This window comes from Bacillus sp. 5mfcol3.1, assembly GCF_900114335.1.
Lineage (GTDB): Bacteria > Bacillota > Bacilli > Bacillales > Bacillaceae_G > Bacillus_A > Bacillus_A thuringiensis_S.
This window is the reverse complement of record NZ_FOST01000002.1, coordinates 1378719-1399959: the sequence shown is the minus strand read 5'-3', so window position 1 is coordinate 1399959 and position 21241 is coordinate 1378719. Positions and strand designations below refer to the sequence as shown.

The following is a 21241-nucleotide window of genomic DNA, read 5'->3' as shown; positions in this document are numbered from 1 at the left end:
ATGGGGAATCTTAAGTTCCAAAAAGTAACTTTATTCGAATTTATTATTTTCATTCATTCGCTGCAACTCGCATCTGGTATGTTAATTATGCCAAGCCCACTTGCTACTACTGCTGGTACAGATGGCTGGATTTCGATCATTCTCGGATGGATAGTTACTTCTATAATCGGTGTATTTATTATATTAATGTTACAAAAAAATCCTAACAAAAATTTCTCACAAATCTTAAAAACATACTTTGGTAAATGGATAGGGACAATTCTTTTTCTTGCATATGCCTTTTATCTATTTTTTGCTGGATTTAATACTTTATTAAAGGCAACTGATATTGTAAAAGTGTGGATATTCCCTTCCACTCCTGCTTATCAAATCACCATATTATTACTATTACCTTTTATTATTTTAGCCCTGAGTGGGTTAAGGGCTCTTACTAGTTATTCTATGCTTGTTTTCTTCTTCACTACTTGGATGCCGCTATTTCTTCTTTTTTCACTAAAGACTAACTACAATCCTTTACACCTACTACCTATATTTAAAGAAGGATTATACCCTATTGTAAAGGCAACAAAAGAAACCATTACTCCTTATGCTGGCCTAGAAATTGCATATTATATATACCCATTCTTACAAAAAAAACAAAAAGCCATAAAAGGACTACTAATAGCGAATACTGGAACCATGTTTTTCTATCTATATGTTACTATCCTTTCTTATATATACTTTAGTCCAGAAGGGATAAAAGATGTAATCTGGCCAGTATTTCATCTGTTAAAAGGGGTTCGTTTTTCTTTCATGGAACGATTAGAAATTATATATATCGCTTACTATTTAATTGTATTTTCCACTACAATATATCCGTATTTATTTTTCAGTTTTGAATCTGTGACCATTTCACTTCAAAAAAACGCCCGCAATTGGGCGCTACTTGCTTTTATGTTACTTATAGTTGGCCTATTTATTTTCCTAAATCCCGATGTGGATCAATATTTGTTTATATATTCTCTTATGGATATCTTAAATGTCGTTTTCTTTATTCTATTACCAATCTTATTTTTCGCTTACAGTATTCTTTTTACTTGGATTACTAGGAGGAAACAACTTTGATTCGAAAATGGATATGGATTGTAATTTGTTGTGTATATATAATTGGTTGTAGTCAGAGAATTCCTCTTGAGAAGGTTTCATTAATCCTGTTAATTGGCTTGGATAGAACCCCTAATGGAGACATAAAAGTTGGAACAAGCATACCACTCTTTCATCATAAACAACCAAAAAGTACTATAGAACATTGGACACAAGCATCAACTGTATATACTGGATTCAGTAAGATAGATACAAAGTTAACAGGCTTTATGACAGCTTCCAAAGCTGAAATCATTTTAATTGGGAAAAAATTAGCGCAAGAAGCAAATTGGTTGCAGGAGCTTGATTCTTCTTACCGTGATCCTTACGCTACCATTAATGCTAAAGTAGTACTTGTAGATGGACCTGCAGAAGAAATTTTTAAAATTCATAAGCCTAGTAAACCATCACTTTCATCTTATATAAATGGTGTAATTGAATCGTCAATTCAAAATAACCAATCCGTCTCTTCTACAATTCAACAATTAATGAGAGAACAAAATGAAGAAGGAATGACGCAAGCTGTTCCAATTATCAAAAAAACAAAGAATGAAATCGACACAGTAGGAATTGCATTTTTAAATCGAAAAGGGAAATATTTAACTCATATCCCTAAAAAAGATGTTAAATTTTTTAATCTTATAAATAAGCAAAAAAGTAGCGGGCGAATGATACTACACCTTGCGCTTCCTCCTAAAAAGTCCAACAAAAAAATAAACACTTCTATCTTCGTACAGAACGCGACAAGGAAGGTATTTGTTAATTTTCAAAACGGAAAGTTTGTATTTAATCTCGATATATATGCTAATGTAGCTTTAATAGAAAAAACCAATGCGAATTTAATTAAGGGGCACTATGATAATAAAAAAAATATAAATAATTTAAAAAGTGCCATTCAAAAAGAAATTAATAATAATTTACAAAATATGTTGTATGAAATACAGCAGAATAAAATTGATCCAATCGGATTATCCCTATATGCTAGAGCATTTCAATATAAAGAGTGGAAAAAAGTAAAGGGAGATTGGTTGCAAGCGTTAGCAGAGGCTAAAATAAATGTAAAGACACACGTCAAAATAAAAGATACTGGGACCATTAGAAATTAGACTAGTCTATTCTTCTGCTTAAAATTATTTCTAAGTGGAATTTTTCATCTTCTATAATTATGATGTAAAAGATAATAACTCAAAGAAAAATCTACTGGTTAAATGCTAACCAATAGATTTTTTTATCTAAGGATTCTTTTAAAGGTACAACAATTTTACTGTAGTAATCAAGGACTGGTTTCTAATTTTAGTTACTGGAGAGTATAATCCCTACCAGCTTTCATCCCAATAGCAACTCAATGATATAACATTAAAGATATAATCCCTTAACTTAGGGATTTTGACTTTTCAAATTTATACCATTGTCTTAGTTCTATGTACTTTGATATATATGTCCACATCAATATGTTATTGCATCATATACTGAATAGATAATTTAAATTACTTTTAAAAAGGATGATGAGGATGAACCTAGATGATATACAAAAATCCTATGGCGTAATTGTAAGTTTAGGAGGATTGTGTCAAGTCACTAACCAAATCAAAAGGCACCATTTAAGAACATTTTCTGGACCTTTAGATTGGTTTTATTATCCATCACTTTCAGATGTAAACAGATTACTTCAAAGTCGGTTTGAAAAATTTATGAAGTTGGAAAATATGGTCATAGAAGGTTCAGAAAGTTACGGTCTTATTGAATCAGAATTTGATAATCAAACTAAATGGGCAGAACGAATTACCTATTGTATAAAGGACACTTATTATAATTGTTTTTCAATGCATGACTTTCCTATTGACTCAGAAAAGAATTGGAAATCAACTTATCCTTCTTTTAAAGCTAAATTAGACACTAGAATTAATCGATTCCTTGAAAAAATAAATAGTAGTGAATCGATTTTATTCATTAGGATTTGGGGAAATCGAGATGAAGCGATTGAATTAAAAAACGTATTATCCGAAATTACAAATAAAGATTTTAATATTCTTATTGTCAATTTTAAGGAGGATATATCTAATATCGTTGAACAAAATTGGGGAATATCAAGGGTTTGTTCAATTGAACTCCCACGTTATCAGGATAGATGGGAAGGTGATGATTCCGATTGGGATTATATTTTAAATAAAATAACATTAACTTAATACTTTCCTTCTTACTTTTAACATGATTTTGCCAGTAAATTAAAATAGGTGTAGAGAAATAAAATTCCCATCTAATTGATACACACTTAATTAATAAACCGTTCATATAATAATTCATAAGTCCTTCTTTATTGAATAAATGGTTCTTTACAAAATTGATTCCATCACTAGAGCACCTTTATACGGTGCTCTTTTTTAAATTTGTAAAATCTACAATTTAATATTTGTTCACTTTTCCTTTAAATAGTTAATTTCCTTCTTAGATTTTTCATTATAAGCTTCTTCAATTCCCTTGTTTCCCCTCCCCTTCTTTTATCTTATAAACAAGCAATTTCTTTCATTAGTATTAAATAAAATAAAGCATTGATTTTAAAATAACCTAATTTACATAAGATTGAGAATAAACTACAGTGCGTATTCTTCACGTTTAATCAGCATTTGAATTATAAATCTAACATATATTTTTTAGTTGATTGTCATTATGGTACAACCGTGTATACATTTATCAAACAAACTACATAGTTTAAATTAGTAAAATATATAGAGAGGAAGGAAATAAATCTATGAAAGTCATAATTTTGTGTGGCGGAAAAGGGCTTCGGATGCAAGGAATTTTAGAGGACATTCCCAAACCATTAGTTCGAGTTCAAGGAAAGCCTCTCCTCTTGCATATAATGAATTGGTATAGAAAATATGGACATTCTGATTTCATTTTGCCCTTAGGATATAAAGGTGAGAAAATTAAAGAATATTTTATGGACTTTAGCTGGAAAGAGAATGACTTTAGTTTGAATTTTAAAACCAGTCAATATACGCTACTTCAGGAATTAGAAAATTGGAATATACATTTTATAGATACAGGAATTGATACAATGACCGGGGCAAGACTAAAAAAACTTGAATCCTTTGTACAGGGTGAAACCTTTTTATTAACTTATGGTGACGGATTAGCTAATATAGATATTGATCAACTAATAGCATTCCATAAAGAAAAAGGAAAAATTGCTACATTAACTGGAATTAAAAAAAATAGTCAATACGGCCTATTGGAGGTCGAAGATGGAATTGCTATTGATTTTAAAGAAAAACCATTACTTGATGAAGTAATTAATGGCGGGTTTTTTGTATTTAACAAAGAAATATTCGATTATTTAAGTAATAATGATGATTGTGTTCTAGAAGAAGATCCTCTTCGAAATTTAATAAAAGACAATGAGCTCGCAGTCTATGAACACAATGACTTTTGGGCTAGTGTCGATACACCTAAAGATTTAAAAACTGTAAATGAAAGTTGGAATCCAAATAAATTTTAGTGGAGAGGACTGAATAAGCATTGAACTCTAATGATAAAAAAATAAGTTTACCTCGATTGTATATCCCCTCTAATGAGAAAATAGTTAACCCACTTTCAACAGGAATTAAAGCTTCAAATCTCTCCAAAAAAAATACTCAAAAAAGACATCCCCAATTCTATAATCAACAACATGATCTAAATAATCATTTCTGCGTCATTGTAGGTAGTGAGTATGTCTTGAAAATTATTGCTTTACAGCAATCACTAATGCAGTACTCAGAAAAATTCACATTGTGGATTTGTTGTATAGATCCTTTTGCATATTCACTATTAAAAGAAATGAGTTTAATTAATGTAAACCTTTTACAAGTTGAAGAATTAGAAGATCGTGAACTAAAAGCAATTAAGAGAAAAAGAAAAGTAAATGAATATTGTTGGACTTTAAAATCTGTCTTGATAGAATATTTATTGGTCAATTATGATTTACCATCTATTCTATATTGTGATGGTGATTTATGCTTTTTCTCTGACCCTAATATTATTTTTGAGGAATGGGGTGACCATTCTATTTTCCTAACCCCCCAAAGAGATCGTGATTGGGTAGAAAAGATGTATGGAAAATATCAGGCCGGTCTAATTGGATTTAAGAATGATCTCTATGGACTAAAAAGTGTAAGATGGTGGAAAAATAAATGTATAGATTGGTGCAGTGCCGAGGCTGAGGAGGGGAAATTTGGAGACCAAAAGTATTTAGATTATATCCCTATATATTTTCCAAAAGTAAAAATTTCAAATAACTTAGGTATAAATGCTGCGCCTTGGAACTGTATATATAATAACGATTATAAAATTGACAAGACTAAAAACGATGTATTTATTGAAAACGACAAACTAGTTGTTTACCATTTTGCATGTATTACTATCTTTACTGAAAATGATTTTGACCTTTGGTCTTTGGGAGAAATTTCAATACCCAATAATATATTAAACCATATTTACACTCCGTATTTAGAGAGAATTCAATTTGTTTTAAAGCAATTAAAGGATAAATTCAATAAAGATACTAAACAATTTTTAAGTAAAAAAGATATAAATAAAGCTCAAACTTTATATAAAGATTCACAATTAAGAAGAAAAATGAATCAATCCAATCATTTTATGAACTTTTCCATGATTATAAGTAAAGAACGATTAATTCAAGGATTGACCTCTTATTATTCCTTAGAAAATTTCAACGCTAAATTTACTGTATGGATCTGTTGTATGGATGATTTAACTTATCAAATATTAGAGAAATTAAAATTAAAGCACGCCATACTAATTCCAGTAAAAGAAATTGAAAATCATGAACTCCTCAGTATAAAAAATGATAGAAGTTTACAAGAATATTGTTGGACATTAAAAGCGCCCCTATGTCTACATGTCCTTAGTCTTTATCCGGAAGTTGATCACATTATATATTGTGATGCTGATATGTATTTCTTTACAGCACCTAATATCATTCTTGATGAGTGGTGGAAATACTCTGTATTCCTTTGCCCTCAAAGAAGCTCTACTGCAATTGAAAGCATACACGGTATATACCAAGCTGGTTTAGTAGGCTTCAAAAACGATCAAAATAGTAAAGAAATTTTAACATGGTGGAAAGATAAATGCCTAGAATATTGTAATAATCATTATGATGTTGAAATGAATAGATGGGGTGACCAAAAATATTTAAATCACATTCCTAACATCTTTTCTAATATAAAAATCATGACTCATAAAGGTATTGATGCAGCACCTTGGAATGTCATTTTAAATAGCAGTTCTATATCTAAAACAGATAATAAAGTTTTTATTGATCAAGATGAATTAATAGCTTTTCATTTTGGAAGTATGCAAATTATTAATCCAAACGAGTTCGATTTATGGAAACAAGAAACTTTAGAATTACCTCCAGCAGTTTTAGATTATATATACATTCCTTATATTGAACAATTGAACAAGACATGTCATACCCTTCATAATACTTTTCAAAAATCTCCCTCCTCTTTATTTGCTGACCAAATTGATACAACAACAATAAAAAATCATTTTAAATACCCCTCCCCTCATCACAATTAAGACTGATACTTTCCTTATTTAAAAATAAATCTATTTATTTCAGCAACTAAAAATACATCTTAATAAAGGATAGATTATCACTATGATTGCTTCATTTAAAAATAAAACTTTCCTTATTACTGGTGGATACGGTTTTATTGGTTCTCACTTGGCACGAAGACTTTTAAATTTACAAGCAAAAATTGTTCTTTTCATAAGAACACCATCAAACTCTTGGAGACTAAAGGATATTCTAAAATATATTGAAACCTATGAAATAGATATACGAGATAAAAAACAAGTACAAGATGCAATAAAGAAAATTAATCCCGATTATATCTTTCACCTGGCAGCCTATGGTGTAAATTCTGCCCATACAGATTACATCCATGCTATAGAAACAAATGTTATAGGGACTTGTAACATTATTCAAGCAGCAAAATTGGTGAATTGTAAAAAAATCATCAATTTTGGGAGTAGTTCTGAATACGGTAACAAGATGGAACCTATTCATGAAAATATGTTACTAACTCCTGTGGATATCTATGGAAGTACCAAAGCTGCTGCTACTATACTCGCCCATCAAATTGCTAGCGAAAACAATATTAATCTTATAACATTAAGACCTTTTGGCATATTCGGAGAAGGCGAAGAGCCGCATAAAATTTTTAGCTATATAATCTTGCGAGTATTACAAAACAAAGATGTAAATTTAACTTTATGTAATCAATTAAGAGATTATTGTTATATAGAAAATGTAATAGATGCCTGTATCCTAGCAGTAGAAAATACTACTGTACAAAATGAAATCTTTAATATTGGGAGCGGCACTATTCACCCCTTGAAACATTATGTAGAATTATTATTCAAACATTTGAAAACCAATTCCAGACCAAATTACGGTGCAATTTCCTCTAGAACAAATGAAAGATGGGTTCCTGAAGCAGATGTGCAAAAAATAAAAAACTCTCTTTCCTGGGAACCTAGAATTAATATTGAAGAAGGAATTATAAAAACTGTTAATTGGTATAAAAATAATAAACATTTATACCTAACCCCCTAAAAATAGGGTACTAAAGGAGGTGGACTAATTGTTAAACCAAAACTTTAATAATGCTTTTTACGGAAAAACAATTTTAATTACTGGACATACTGGTTTTAAAGGTTCTTGGTTATCCCTATGGTTGAATGAATTAGGTGCTACTGTAATCGGATATTCATTAGATCCTAAAAATAAAAATGATAACTTTAACATTACTAACCTTCAAAATAATATAATTGATATTCGTGGAGACATTAGAGATTTTAATAAATTAAATAAGGTTTTTACAGATTATAAACCTGAAATTGTATTCCATTTAGCTGCCCAACCTCTAGTTAAGTATTCATATGAATATCCTAGAGAAACATACGAGGTAAACGTTGTAGGAACTATGAATGTACTAGAGGCAATTCGATTACATGAATCAGCTAAAATAGGAATTATGGTGACAAGTGACAAGTGCTATGAAAATAAAGAATGGCCTTGGGGTTATCGTGAAATTGACCCTATGGGCGGCCATGACATATATAGCTCAAGTAAAGGATGCTGCGAACTTTTAATTTCTTCCTATCGAAATTCTTACTTTTCAGAAGAAAACTTTTCTCAACACAAGAAAATAATTGCAAGCGTTCGAGCTGGTAATGTAATTGGTGGTGGCGATTGGTCAATAGATAGAATTATTCCTGATTGTATACGAGCATTAGAATCAAACAAAAACATTATTATTAGAAACCCTACTGCTATTAGACCCTGGCAACATGTACTAGAACCCTTAAGCGGGTATTTACTCCTTACAGAAAAAATTATAAATAATGGTATCCTTTATTCAGGAGCATGGAACTTCGGGCCATCCCTAAGCAATATTGTTCCAGTAGAAAAATTAGTGACCAGTTTACTAGATATTTGGGGCTGCGGGGATTGGACAGCAGAAAATATAGGTCCAATAAATTTCCATGAAGCAAATTTACTGAATCTTGACATTAGCAAAGCAAAATTCAATCTTAATTGGCAGCCAAAATGGTCCCTACAACAGACTTTAGAAAATACAATAGAATGGTATAAACATTATAATTCTTACACCAGTTCTGAGATGATAAATCTATGTATTAGCCAAATCAAACAATATTGCATGCTTTGAACTACTCCCACATGCTCATACTTGCTGTGAGTTCCTTATGGAGTGAGTCTTCTTGGTTAAATAATAAAAGACACATTAATTTTTATAGTCTAAATTATAAACCTACTATACCTAAAATTATGTGATTGTCCATTAACAAAGATTTTATTTCTTCGGTTATTTCAAATCAACTATTGATATTATATTGAAGAATAAAGGAATCACGTATTTTTCTAGTGATTCCCTTGTTCTGAGAAAATAATGTCTTGCTTTAACGACAATACAGTATATGCGATTATTAATTTATTTGTTCTAGTTATGAAAAAATCTATTCCTGTCAAAAGAGCTTTCTTCAAAGAAAAACTTCCTATTTTTTTCTACTTACCCTACTCGAAAAGTAAATAATGTTATTTTTCAGATAATTATATCTACTATTTATAGAATTACACTGAGCTTTAACAAGTTTATGCTTATATATTGATTCTCTTATTTATTATCACCAATGTTGATGAATTTATGCATAGCTTATTCTATACACAAATAGCTTTTTGAATTATCTTTTCAGAATAAGTAAAGGAGACTTTCTCTTTTATGCACTTTCCCCTTACCAATCTTAAATTTCCCTTTAATCAACAATAAGAACAAATCTTCTATAAAACCAAGCCATAAGTAAGATAATTTCCCTATTAAAAATAATGAGGTATTCTGTTTCACCTTTTTACATTATCTAAATAAGGACTTGTAGGAATTCTTACAAGTTCTTTTTTTGTTTTCTTTATTCTCTTCTTATTTACACACACAAGATTTATATATTTGTTTGTAATACATACTATAGTATCTGATAAACAATTTAAAAAGTAATATGTAATTGATCCGTTTTAAGAAAAGGAAATTTCATAAATCTTCAATCACAGTTTCTTAGTTCACCTAATAGAACGTATAAAGACTCATATCATTTTTTGATAATTTTTGGATGTTTTATTCTAAGTACATTCGACAACAATTGATTATTTTCTGAATTTTCTTGAAAAAGTTGTAAAATCATACTATTTTTTCTTCTATTTTGCTATGATAGTTACAATTAAATTGGATTAGGATATTTCTATAAGATGGGGGCGTATATTATGAGTGTCTCAGTAAAAGGAAATGAGCAGTTAACCTCTCTATTAAACGACTGGTATCGATCTATGCTATCTCAACAAGTTATAAAAGCTACTAATCTAAAAAAGAAAATTGATGAAAAAATCAGCAAATTAAGTACTGAGCCAAATCAAGAACATCAAGATCAAAATTTGTTACTATATTATTCACTACTTGAATTCCGTTATAATGTCTTAACAGATAGCCTTGGTATTCAACAAAATAGCTTTGATGCCATTAGTGACTATGATATGCCTACAGACCATTTTCTACGCTTCTATTATCACTTTTTTAAATCCATTCATTCCACTTTTATATCAAATTTTACTGAGGCAGAGGAACATTATAAACTGGCAGAAAAGATATTAGTAGACATACCAGATGAAATTGAACACGCTGAGTTCTACTATAGAATTGCTACTTTTTATCACCATACCTATAACATGCTTGCTTCTATCGAATACGCAAATAAATCGAGAGTAATCTTTTCAAAATATGAAGGTTATGAAGTAAAAACAGCCTTTTGTAATAGTTTGTTAGGTGGTTGCTGCATCTATTTAAAACAGTACGAACAAGCTGAAGAATATCTACAATGTGCAATTGATTTACTACAAAAGAATAAGGTAGAAGATTCCTTGTTATACGTAAAAAGTACTATGGGGTGGCTGTATTCTGATCAAAGTATGTCTACTTTAGCTATTCGCCACCTTTCAGAAGTAACAGAGAAAATCCCTACACACTTCAAGGCTATCTTCCTACAAGCTAAGGAACATTATAAGTTAGGAGAACAATCGACGGCTAGCAAACTCATTGTTAAGGGATTAAAAATCTGCAGAGAAATCCATAACGAAGAATATATGCATCACTTCTTTATTTTAAAAAGCTTAAACGAAAACATTCCATTGGAAGAATTAGAAAAAATCATTCAAGAAGGAATCTTATACTTTGAGAAAGAAGAGTTATGGGAATATGTTGTCGAATACGCTGAATTATTTGCCACAAAATGTAGACAATTAGAGAACTACCAAAAGGTAAGTGACTATTTCCATATTTGTTATCAGGCAAGACAAAAATCAATCGCAAAAGGAGTGTTAAAATAATGAAAAAAATTAGCTTATTATTATCAGGCATTGCTTTTATTGGGGTATTAACGGTGGGAATTTTTCAGTTTTCTAAAACAAATCAGCTTGCTACTCATGGTCATTATCCTACTCCTTCATATAGTGTTGGTGGTGCACCACAACAAATTTAATGTAAATGTATTTAAAAACCCTCCAAATGGAGGGTTTTTAAATGGCTTATCTGCCTGTTCAATACGTGTAGAGAGTACGTATTATACTTATATACTATGTTATAAGATTTTTCATTTCCACTCTGTAACAAGATTCTAGCATTCTCTCCTAGAATCTCAACTTAAATCTTAAATCCACCAATTAACTCTTGAAGTTCTTCCGCCATCTGTGCTAATTGTATTGCTGAAGAATTTATCTCTTCCATAGAAGCATGTTGTTCCTCAGATGAACCAGCTATCGTTTGCATACTTGAAGAATTCTCTTTTACAGCCATAGCTATTTGATCAATCGATGTATCAACTTTCATTGCATCAGTTGTCATTTTATTTGATAGTTCTACCATACCATGTACTTTTGATACAATTTCATTTGCAGATTTTGAAATCTCATAAAAACTTTGTTTTGTATCATTCGCAACCTTAATTCCCGACTGTACTTCTACTCCTACTTCATTCATAGCTTTTACAGTCTCATGTACGTCTGCTTGTATTTCCTTAATTAAACTTCCAATTTCCATCGAAGAATCGGATGATTGCTCTGCTAGCTTCCTAACTTCATCGGCAACAATTGCAAATCCTCGCCCCTGTTCTCCTGCTCTAGCTGCTTCAATTGCTGCATTTAATGCTAATAAATTTGTTTGTTCCGCAATATTTTGAATCGCTTCTAATATACTTCCAATTTGTTGCGATTTCTTATCTAATAATTTTATTACATTATCGGATTGAGAAACAGAGTGATGGATAGACTGCATTTGTGTTACAGTTTGTTCTACTAATTGTTCACCTTCATTGGCTTTTTGTTTTGTATATATGGATGAAGCCGATACTTCAGATGCATTCTCAGCTACATATTGAATATTTCGTGTTACCTCACCAATTAATTCAGCTCCAGACTCAACTTCATTATTTTGAACCTCTGCACTATTCAAGATCTCTTCCATCTCTTTTGTAATTTGTTCCGTCGCAACGCTTGCTTGTTCTACACTAGCAGTTAGTTCCTCAGAAGACGCAGCTACATGTCCTGCAGATGTGTTAATTTGAGAAATAATATTACGTAACGACTCTGCCATTGTATTGAAACTACCGCCTAATTGACCAAGTTCATCCTTTGAACGAATATCTATTTTCTCGGTTAAATCTCCCTGACTAATTCTTTGGGCCGAAATAACTAATTGTCTTAGTGGATTAATAATAGATCTAAGTATGAATAAAATTACAATTCCACCTAACAATAATGAAGCCCCTATTATAGTGAGCGTTTTATAAAAAATAGGATTGGTAGCTTCTTCAATTTCTTTCGTAGGCATTACGCCAGCTATTTTCCAACCTGTTTTTTTGTTTGTCTTAAAGCTTATGTTTCGATCTTCCCCGTTAAGGCTATAAGTAATTACGTCATCTTCTTTTTTGTACAGTTCATCCGCTAAAGTTTTCTCTAATTTCTCTCCTGGCTTTAGTGATGGATGAATAACTATTGTTTTATCTTGACTGACTATAGATACAAATCCTTGCTTTCCAATTTTAATCATTTTGGATGTTTTTACTATATCTTTAATATTCAAATCTACGCCAATGACACCACTTTTATCTGCATTTTGCTTTGCAATTGCTATTACCATATTTCCTGTAGCCTTTGATTTATATGGAGATGAAACAATGATCTCTCCATTTGCTTTTACTGCATCCTTATACCAACTGCTTTCTAACGGATTAAACCCTTCTGGTATTTTTCCAACAGGTGCATGAATAAATTGATTGTTACTGGATGCCGTATAAATCGTTTCTATCTCTGGATGTAACTGTATATATTGATCAAATTTACTCTGTACATTTTGCGATTGTTCAGGATTATAATCCCTTTGTGTGAGTACCTTTGCAAAATGAGAGACATCTGTTTGCTTATTTTCTAATTCATCATCAACAATCTTATCTAAAATACTTATATTATCTTGTGCTGATTGTAAAATTGTTTCATTAAGATCTGTTTTTGCTTTATTATAAGATGATATTCCTACGATAAGGCTTGGTATAATTAATATTGCAATAAATGCCATAGACAACTTCGTTTTAAGCTTTATTTGTCCCAATCTTTCTTTTATATTAAACACTAGATACTTCTCCCTTTCACTTTTACTACTGATATAGTTTATTTAAATTTTTCTCCTTTATTTTTTCTACATATATTTACAGTACCATTCGAAATGAAACCCCTATTAAATCCTATCATCTCAACTTCCTTATTTAACGATTTAAATTTCACAGGCAGCGTTTTATCTATCCTCCTTTCGAATATGTTATCTTTCCATATTCAGCAATTCTAAAACTACGAATTGTTCCCAATAAAATGGATGAAACATACCCTTCATTTAACAGATATTATTTGACCTTGATTGGATAAAAATTTTAATTTAGCGCTATTCAAATCGGATGAAGTCTTTACCATAATAAATTCTCTAAAAAATAACTACATAAATTTATTCTTTGTATGATTATGTTTAACAGCCTTTGAACCATTCTAAATGCATCACACTATTCATGAATCATTTACTACGGCCGATTTTGTTGTAAGAGATAACTAAACCATAAATTCTATATAAAAGAATAAAATAAATTGGAGAAATTCATTGTAACACGTATACATAAGTAATAGATATAAAATCCGATAATATATTATTAACTTATAATAAATAAATAATTCAGTATAAACTGTATTTTATTTCTATAGAAGAATCTTTCCCTATATGCAATATTACATATAATCTACCTTATGTAGTTTGTTATACTATGCATGTGGATTTTTCATCCAAAAATCCACCCAAACGCATATTTATGTATATGCCACCCTAATTGCTGAAAGTGAGAAGAATGTTTATCATTTTTCTCACTTTTTTATTTAGGCTCTGTTAATATTGATTATTGATAAAAAGTATTAAATAAGGGAAGACACCTTAGAGTTGGTGCTTCCCTTATTTGTTGATTATTCAAATCTAAAATAGGTATTTTCTAAACCTATTCTTTGCTTTAATGTTCTGCCCAAAGCATAATTATTTGGTAATTCTTTTTCAATGGCACAAATAATATAACCTGCTTTTCCTGTTGTTAAATTAGTTAGTTGTAAGTATTTAGTGTTGTCGTAGATATAAGAAATAATATATTCATAGAAATTATTTTCTTTATCTTCTCTATTCATACCAACATTGTACAACCTAACTCTTGCTCCTACCCAAATTTCCTCATCATCATCAACATTACTTAAAGGTATCCATTTCGAGTTATCCAATATTTCACCCTTTTCTTAATTCATTCGTTTATACACGAATGTTGCTAGACACAAACTATCATAAGCATCCGTCATTTCATTGATTAGACGACCACCGACAGAGAAAAAAGACTCAACATAGCTTTTTACCCATTGAAACACTTGCTCTTTTAGTTATTTTTACATTTTGAATCTACGAAAATGAATTCCCTTATAAAAACTCTAACAGAGAATCTTCCTTCCAAATTTCACCTAGGAAATTATTTGTTTTCCAAAAAACCTACCAACATCTTTATCAACTCATTTTAGAATATTTAAACAATAATTCCATATACATTACCTGCATAAATTATTCATTTTCTTTTATATAAGACCTACTTTTTACTTTTGATAGACTATTAGACATTGGATTATTATACATAAATCCCAAAAACATGCGGTATTTTGTAGAATTTTGTCTATCAATATGTATGTACACCCTTTTGTAGTGGATATAGACTGTGAGGTGTAAGGAGATACCTTACAAAATAATAAAAAGGAGATTATAGAATGAGTAGATTAACAAAATTCTCAAAGTTAGTATTTGCAACTTTAATCGCGGGAAGTAGTCTAAGCACCTTTGTTTCGTCACACAGTGTACAAGCTGACACCTTAGATCCTAATTACCAAGACAATGTAAAATTCATACCACCTTCTAGTGCTAGGCCAACATTGGAACAAAAAAACACTATTGTTCCAGAAGCAAAAGTTGTTAAAAACCATTATGTAAAGTACTCTAAAGCACATTTCCAAACTAAAGAAAGTATACCAAAAGAGATTTATTATTCTTCAGAAGGCTTTAAGGGCTATATACAGGCAAGTACCGTTTGGGATATGGGAGATCATTTCGCAACACTATATTCCGGAACCGTTATTCGATGTTAGACTTTTAATCCATTCTCCCCTAATGCTTAAAATGATTAATAGCTCACTGCCAATACTGTAATATCTATTGTTCATAAAATAAACCACAAAATCTTTCGATTTCATGGTTTATCAAATATAAAGATAATGCTAAACGAATACTCTAACATTACCTTCCCCAAAGTTAATTATAGAGTATTTTCAAAAAAAAGACACTCTTGTAGTGTCTTTTTTATAGTATTTTAAAAAGAATTCCACCTACTAACACCTTTTTGTTGCGCCTATTCGTTTATTTCAATATGATACTTTTCCATCTCGTATATGCAATAGACAATAATAGCTAAACTCCAACTGACACTATAATAATTATGTGTGTAGAAGTCATATCCCGCTTTAATACCTTTCTCTATTACAACTAATGTAAATCCTAAAGCCACCCATCTGTTAATTTTCATCTTTATAAACGTTAAAGAGATAATTATTAAAAATAAAATATTTGTAAGATGATTTATCATTAGCTCATATTTTTGAATGTATACTGCCATTATACAAGCAACGATATTAGTCGCAATGCCAAAGGCAATCACCGCTCCCCAAACCCTGTCCGAAAGTCCCACTCCTGAGTCAGTCCCTTCCTAAACAAATATCCATTTCTTTAATTCATTCCTACACCCTATTCAAGATATGCTAAATTATCCTTGTCTGATGAATATCTATTTATCTTTTCATATAGAGCAAACAAAATTTCTACTCATAATTTTTTCTTTATTAGACAAACTATGTCTAAGCCGTTTGAACTAGCGGCTTCAATCTTCTGGTAATGGGATAGCACAATTTATTGAATTGACTAACTCATTCAACCCACTGGCACCGGCAGGCAACAAAATAGTTGTCTGCCATTTTCATGTATACTTTTTCTAATTTCATTTCGAACCAAGTCTGTGCTGTACTGATTTCAAAAGGACAGAATTTCATTTTTTAAAATGTAAAAAAGATAAGGTCCTGTCTACTTTTGGTATAGGACTTTTTCTTTTCACACATACTATTCTTGAACCTGTTTCCAATACGTGTCCTAATGATGTCTTGAGTTCCTCCTAAAAAGGGCTGCAGATACTACTGCATGCCCTTTTATTTACGTTGCTTCTCTATATTGAATAAAATAATTAAAAACTAAAAATGTAATATTACATATTTTTTCTGTTCAGATTATGTTAGGATTTACTTCGTAGTCGAATTATGGTTTCGTATCTAATTCAGCAATATGTGAACTGTTTACCTAAAGAAAAGACACCCAAAAGGTGTCTTTTCTTCTTTTAATCTAAAAAACATTTTTTCTTTTCAGTAAGATCCAATTATCCCTCTAACCTAAACCTCATAATTAAAGGCAATTTAATCATGGTACTCAAGAGTTTTCATCCATTTCAATATACCTATAGCTTAATTTAAAATCACATTTCCAGCACTATATTTACTTTCCTACAGATTTTCTGTCTTGTTCTTAATTCTGTCAAAATCCTCATGTAGCTATACAAAGAATATATGCTACTATGATATTAAGAAACTATGCGTTCCCTTAACCCTGTATCCGGCCCTGTATTTATTACAGGGTCTTTGTCTATTTTATTTAATACACATCCAATTTCAGTTAAAATTGTTTAAATGTTAATTAATTTTTGAAATGATATAACTATAAGCTCTTTTAACAAATAAAATATAATATTAGACATATTTAACCAACTTGGGGCTATTATTAGTTTTCTAAATATGTACTTCATTAACACCATACAAATAGTATTAACTATCTTAATTGAATATTAGTAATAGTAAGTATAAACATTATCAATTTACTACATCTTACATTTATGTAAAAATAAATACGTGTTAAGCTTTTTCAAAATCTTTCCCCTAATAAAGATTTGAAGTAGCATTTCATGATTCTCCTTACTGTTAATATGCCTTGAAAAAGAACCCTATAGGGTTCTTTTTCTTCTCATTATAACCTCAGTAAGTCCATGCAAAAAGGACTGCTAATTATTTGCAGCCCTTTTACACGTTAATATACACTTGTATTACATGCTTAAAACTTTATTGTATTAGGTATTTATACCAACTAAACATGCCATTATCATTTAGATATATAACACTTCAAAGTTTAGAAGTATACAATAACAAATCTTTCCCAGCTTCCAGCTACATAACTAGTAGCTGTTAATTCTCTACCACCATTTGCTGATATATATCTACCATTACTTAGTGCTTGTAATACATATATCCTATTGTCTCCACCATTATATAAGATAAACTTTTCCCATGCACCAATTGATGTACGATCTGCTACTACTCTACCATTTGGCTCAAACGAAACATACTTCCCATTACTTTTAGCTTTTAAAGCGTACGTATATAATTCCCCAGTCGAAATTAATTCGAATTTCTCCCATCCATTAACTGCATTACGATTTGCTATTATATTTCCCGAAGGCTCAGCCGAAACATATTGTAAATTTGCTGCCTGTATAGCAACTGTCCAACTTCCATTAAATAAATTTACGCCTTTTAGTGAACCTGCTTTTGATAGATTGGCTGCCGATACATCATTCGATGGTGTAATCATCAATATCATTAAAACCATCGACAACACCATTAAAACTAACCTTTTTGAGATTGTATTACCACTTGCACGTGTTATGAAACTTTTCATTCTCATTCCTCCCTTAATATACATAGAACTCATATATATATCATACCAAATATGTAAAATATTGTAACGAAAGAGAGGATTTATCAACAAATACCTTACTATTCTGTTTCTTTTTTCTCAAATCTATAACACTTAAACATTTATCAATTCTCAAGCACATTTTTAAAATTTACCCCCTGATAAACAAATGTAGCAGTTGATGGCAAGGAGAGTATATACAAAAGAGAGAGTATTTTCATTTCACTTTTCTTTAAATAAAAGCCAAATAGTCGTTCATAATGAACGACTATTTGCATCTAACTAATAATTAGAAGGTTCTTCATGTTAATCTATTTTGTTTAATCCCGTTGAAGTAACTTGATAGGTTCTTTTTTTGCCTATATATTCTTGTTTATTATTCTCAAGGTTAATAAGTGTAGCGCGTGTCTTTTCCTTTACTGCTTCCCCTTCCATATGGGTAATCTCAATGTAATCTCCCGCTTTTACGGGCACCTTTTGGATTTCAGCAGTTTGTTGTCTATTTCCTACTATTTCCTTATTATACACAACACTACCGGTCGAATTCTTTACTGTAATACTTGCATACGTATTATTAAAGTAAGAATGTGGTACGCCTGCTTCTAAATTCACCTGCATTTTCTCTGTTGTCCTATTATAATCAACTTTTGCGATTTCTCTATCACTATATCCTTTTAAAGACCACCCAAAATGATTTCCATCTAAAACCGTTGTTTCTGGCATTTTTTCTACTTTCTTCAAGCCTTCTTTTGTAACTTCGTACATGACTTTTTTTCCAAAACTTTCTTGTTTACTATTATCTACATTTGTAAGAGTAGCTCTATGTACACCTTCTAGATGTGTTAACTCTATATAATCCCCTACTTTGACTGGAAATTTTTGCGATTCAGCATTTTGCTGTTTGTTTCCATAAATCTCTTTGTTATAGACCACTTTTCCTGATGTGTTTTGTACTTTAATACTCGCATACGTTTCATTAAAATAATGATGCGGTACGCCTGCTTTTAAGGCGATTTGCATTTCTTCTGTCGACTTATTAAAATTAACTTTTGCAAACTCGAAATCACTAATTCCTTTTAGTGACCATGCAAATTGATTTCCATCTAAAATTGTAGCTTCGGGCATTTTTTCTGCTTTCTTCAGACCTTCCTTTGTAACTTGGTATATTGCTTTTTTTCCAAAGCTTTCTTGTTTACTATTACCTACATTTGTTAAAGTAGCTCTATGAATACCTTCTAGATGTGTTAATTCAATATAGTCTCCTACTTTGACTGGAACTCTTTGCGATTCAGCATTTTGTTGTTTGTTTCCATAAATGTCTTTATTGTATACTACTTTTCCTGATGCATTTTGTACTTTAATACTCGCATACGTTTCATTAAAATAATGATGCGGTACGCCTGCTTTTAAGTCGATTTGCATTTCTTCTGTTGACTTATTGAAATTAATTTTTGCAAACTCGAAATCACTAATTCCTTTTAGTGACCATGCAAACTGGTTTCCTTCTAAAATACTAGAAGAGTCCGGTATATCTGAATTAAAACCTAAGTTATCTAATATAGATTTTAGATCAGGTAAAACACCTATTCTATCATTCCACGGATCTTGAGATTTTGTTCCTGTATTCGGATTACTTAAGATATTTCTTAATTCGGCTGGTGTATAAGGAGAACCTCGATGTTCTTTAGCAATACCTTGAATCGAAGTTGCTGCTCCAGCAATAATTGGTGAAGCACTTGATGTTCCACTAAATGTTGATGTATATAAATTTGTAGTATTTTGACTTGGATTTGCTGATGTTGTATCAACATTTTCTCCCCATCCATATACATCTAATCGACTTCCATAATTTGAAAACCATAAACGTTTATGTGGAACAGTTGATGATCCCGCCCCAACCATAATAGCACCTGAATCCTTGAAGTCTGGACTATTTCGATTTAAGATCTTTTTTCCATTACGATCTTTAAAATTATCTAAGTCGTTTGAACCATTTGCGCCAGCTTCTATAATAATAATCCCTTTATCTGCACCAACACGAATTGCATCAAAAATATCTGGATGTACTTCTACAGGTAAATATTTATCCCCATACCCATCATACGAAGCTTGTGCCTCTAATAAAAGAATATCTCCCGCTTGTAAATTATGTACAGCACTTAAAATAGCATCCGCTGTATTATAAATTCCATTGTCCCTAATCTGGGATATTACTTTTACATTTGCTTTTGGTACAATTCCAATATTTCCAATTTGATTATCTTCAGATGAAACAATTCCTAATACAGAAGTACCATGAGCTCTATGCTGGCTTATATTTTGTCCCGACATAAGCTTTATATTTTTATTAACTAGATCCTCATGGTTCAATAACCATCCATATTCCATATCCACAAAAGTTGTACCCTTTCCGTCACCACCTTTAATGCTCCAAGCATGCGAGGCATTAATTCCCTTTGGTGCCGCTTCAAGATATCCTTGATTTGTAAATCTAGGATCATCGTACGGATTAACAGATAAATTTGGTAACTGTATTTCAGGAGGTGTCAAAATTTGTTTTTCTTGTATATAAGCCTCCTCTACGAGAGGAGATGCTTCAAATTTTTTCAGTAATAATTCTATTTCTATGTTATTAGGAGCTTGTACAATATAATAATTTAATAAATTATTAGCTGATTCATTAGCAACTGATTTAGATTGTACTGATAACTTTTCAATCTCTATCGGATTTACAGATGAGAACAGACGATTCAAAGTAAGTTCTGTATTTTCGGAAAATAACTTCTTTAAATTGTTATCATAATCCCCATTTTTTATTCGTTTCTCAATACCATCTTCATAAGGTAAGTCAATTTGATTTTTAAACTTTACAACTAATCTTTCTTCCTGTGAATCTCTTTCTTTGTATGTGACATTATAAGATTCAGCGTAAACTTTATTATGAATACTATCATTTTGTAAAATTAGATCTGTTCCTACAAATGTGGTCATTGCAATTGATGAAATTAGAAACCCTTTAAATATGTTCATACTATACCCGCCGATCTATATTCTCTTGAGAATTTTTTAATGCGTATAATGGTTAA

General features: G+C 30.8%; 15 protein-coding genes. 10 read left to right on the top strand and 5 right to left on the bottom strand.

The features are described from left to right. The 9 genes from BM089_RS16590 (at position 1) to BM089_RS31110 (ending at position 11238) form a co-directional block, all read left to right on the top strand. Positions 1–1104: a GerAB/ArcD/ProY family transporter gene (locus tag BM089_RS16590; RefSeq protein ID WP_000527368.1), complete on the top strand. Its 1104-nt coding sequence runs from the start codon at positions 1–3 to the stop codon at positions 1102–1104. Next, positions 1101–2228, top strand: coding sequence for a Ger(x)C family spore germination protein (locus BM089_RS16585; protein WP_000619978.1), 1128 nt, complete (start codon positions 1101–1103; stop codon positions 2226–2228). The genes BM089_RS16590 and BM089_RS16585 overlap by 4 nt, the downstream gene beginning before the upstream one ends. A gap of 405 nt (positions 2229–2633) precedes the next feature. Continuing rightward, entirely contained in the window at positions 2634–3308 is a 675-nt protein-coding gene (locus BM089_RS16580; protein WP_016512478.1) for a papain-like cysteine peptidase, read from the top strand. Between the two features lie 563 nt (positions 3309–3871). Beyond that, a complete protein-coding gene (locus BM089_RS16575; protein ID WP_000864429.1) occupies positions 3872–4621 on the top strand; it encodes a sugar phosphate nucleotidyltransferase in 750 nt (249 codons plus the stop codon). Between the two features lie 20 nt (positions 4622–4641). Further along, positions 4642–6708, top strand: a complete 2067-nt coding sequence (locus tag BM089_RS16570; protein WP_001087519.1) for a hypothetical protein — start codon at positions 4642–4644, stop codon at positions 6706–6708. Positions 6709–6790: 82 nt separating this feature from the next. After that, the gene (locus tag BM089_RS16565) at positions 6791–7750 is read left to right on the top strand and encodes an NAD-dependent epimerase/dehydratase family protein (RefSeq protein ID WP_000561952.1); all 960 of its coding nucleotides are present in this window, start codon (positions 6791–6793) and stop codon (positions 7748–7750) included. A 28-nt stretch (positions 7751–7778) separates the two neighbouring features. Further along, on the top strand, positions 7779–8867 hold the full coding sequence (gene rfbG, locus BM089_RS16560) for a CDP-glucose 4,6-dehydratase (RefSeq protein WP_000934344.1): 1089 nt from the start codon (positions 7779–7781) through the stop codon (positions 8865–8867). Positions 8868–9970: 1103 nt separating this feature from the next. Then, complete coding sequence (locus tag BM089_RS16555; RefSeq protein WP_090977461.1) at positions 9971–11086, top strand: Rap family tetratricopeptide repeat protein; 1116 nt, start codon at positions 9971–9973, stop codon at positions 11084–11086. Continuing rightward, positions 11086–11238 carry a hypothetical protein gene (locus tag BM089_RS31110; RefSeq protein ID WP_000724110.1) on the top strand — a complete coding sequence of 51 codons (153 nt, stop codon included), beginning with the start codon at positions 11086–11088 and terminating at the stop codon, positions 11236–11238. The genes BM089_RS16555 and BM089_RS31110 overlap by 1 nt, the downstream gene beginning before the upstream one ends. A 161-nt stretch (positions 11239–11399) precedes the next feature. On the opposite strand, the gene BM089_RS16545 is transcribed toward BM089_RS31110, so the two are convergent. After that, positions 11400–13382 (bottom strand): methyl-accepting chemotaxis protein, encoded by a 1983-nt coding sequence (locus tag BM089_RS16545; RefSeq protein WP_139213274.1) that lies wholly within the window; start codon positions 13380–13382, stop codon positions 11400–11402. A gap of 869 nt (positions 13383–14251) precedes the next feature. Further along, on the bottom strand, positions 14252–14536 hold the full coding sequence (locus BM089_RS16540; protein ID WP_090977645.1) for a hypothetical protein: 285 nt from the start codon (positions 14534–14536) through the stop codon (positions 14252–14254). 546 nt (positions 14537–15082) lie between these two features. Here BM089_RS16540 and BM089_RS16535 point away from each other — a divergent pair. Then, a complete protein-coding gene (locus tag BM089_RS16535) occupies positions 15083–15457 on the top strand; it encodes a hypothetical protein (protein ID WP_000088962.1) in 375 nt (124 codons plus the stop codon). Between the two features lie 260 nt (positions 15458–15717). Here BM089_RS16535 and BM089_RS16530 read toward each other — a convergent pair whose 3' ends face one another. The 3 genes from BM089_RS16530 to BM089_RS16515 all read right to left on the bottom strand — a co-directional run bounded on the left by BM089_RS16530 (position 15718) and on the right by BM089_RS16515 (position 21185). Continuing rightward, positions 15718–16053 (bottom strand): hypothetical protein, encoded by a 336-nt coding sequence (locus tag BM089_RS16530; RefSeq protein ID WP_000524431.1) that lies wholly within the window; start codon positions 16051–16053, stop codon positions 15718–15720. Between the two features lie 1535 nt (positions 16054–17588). Next, entirely contained in the window at positions 17589–18137 is a 549-nt protein-coding gene (locus tag BM089_RS16525; RefSeq protein WP_000834557.1) for a fascin domain-containing protein, read from the bottom strand. Positions 18138–18461: 324 nt separating this feature from the next. After that, positions 18462–21185, bottom strand: a complete 2724-nt coding sequence (locus tag BM089_RS16515; RefSeq protein WP_090977458.1) for a putative mucin/carbohydrate-binding domain-containing protein — start codon at positions 21183–21185, stop codon at positions 18462–18464. Between the last annotated feature and the right edge of the window lie 56 nt (positions 21186–21241).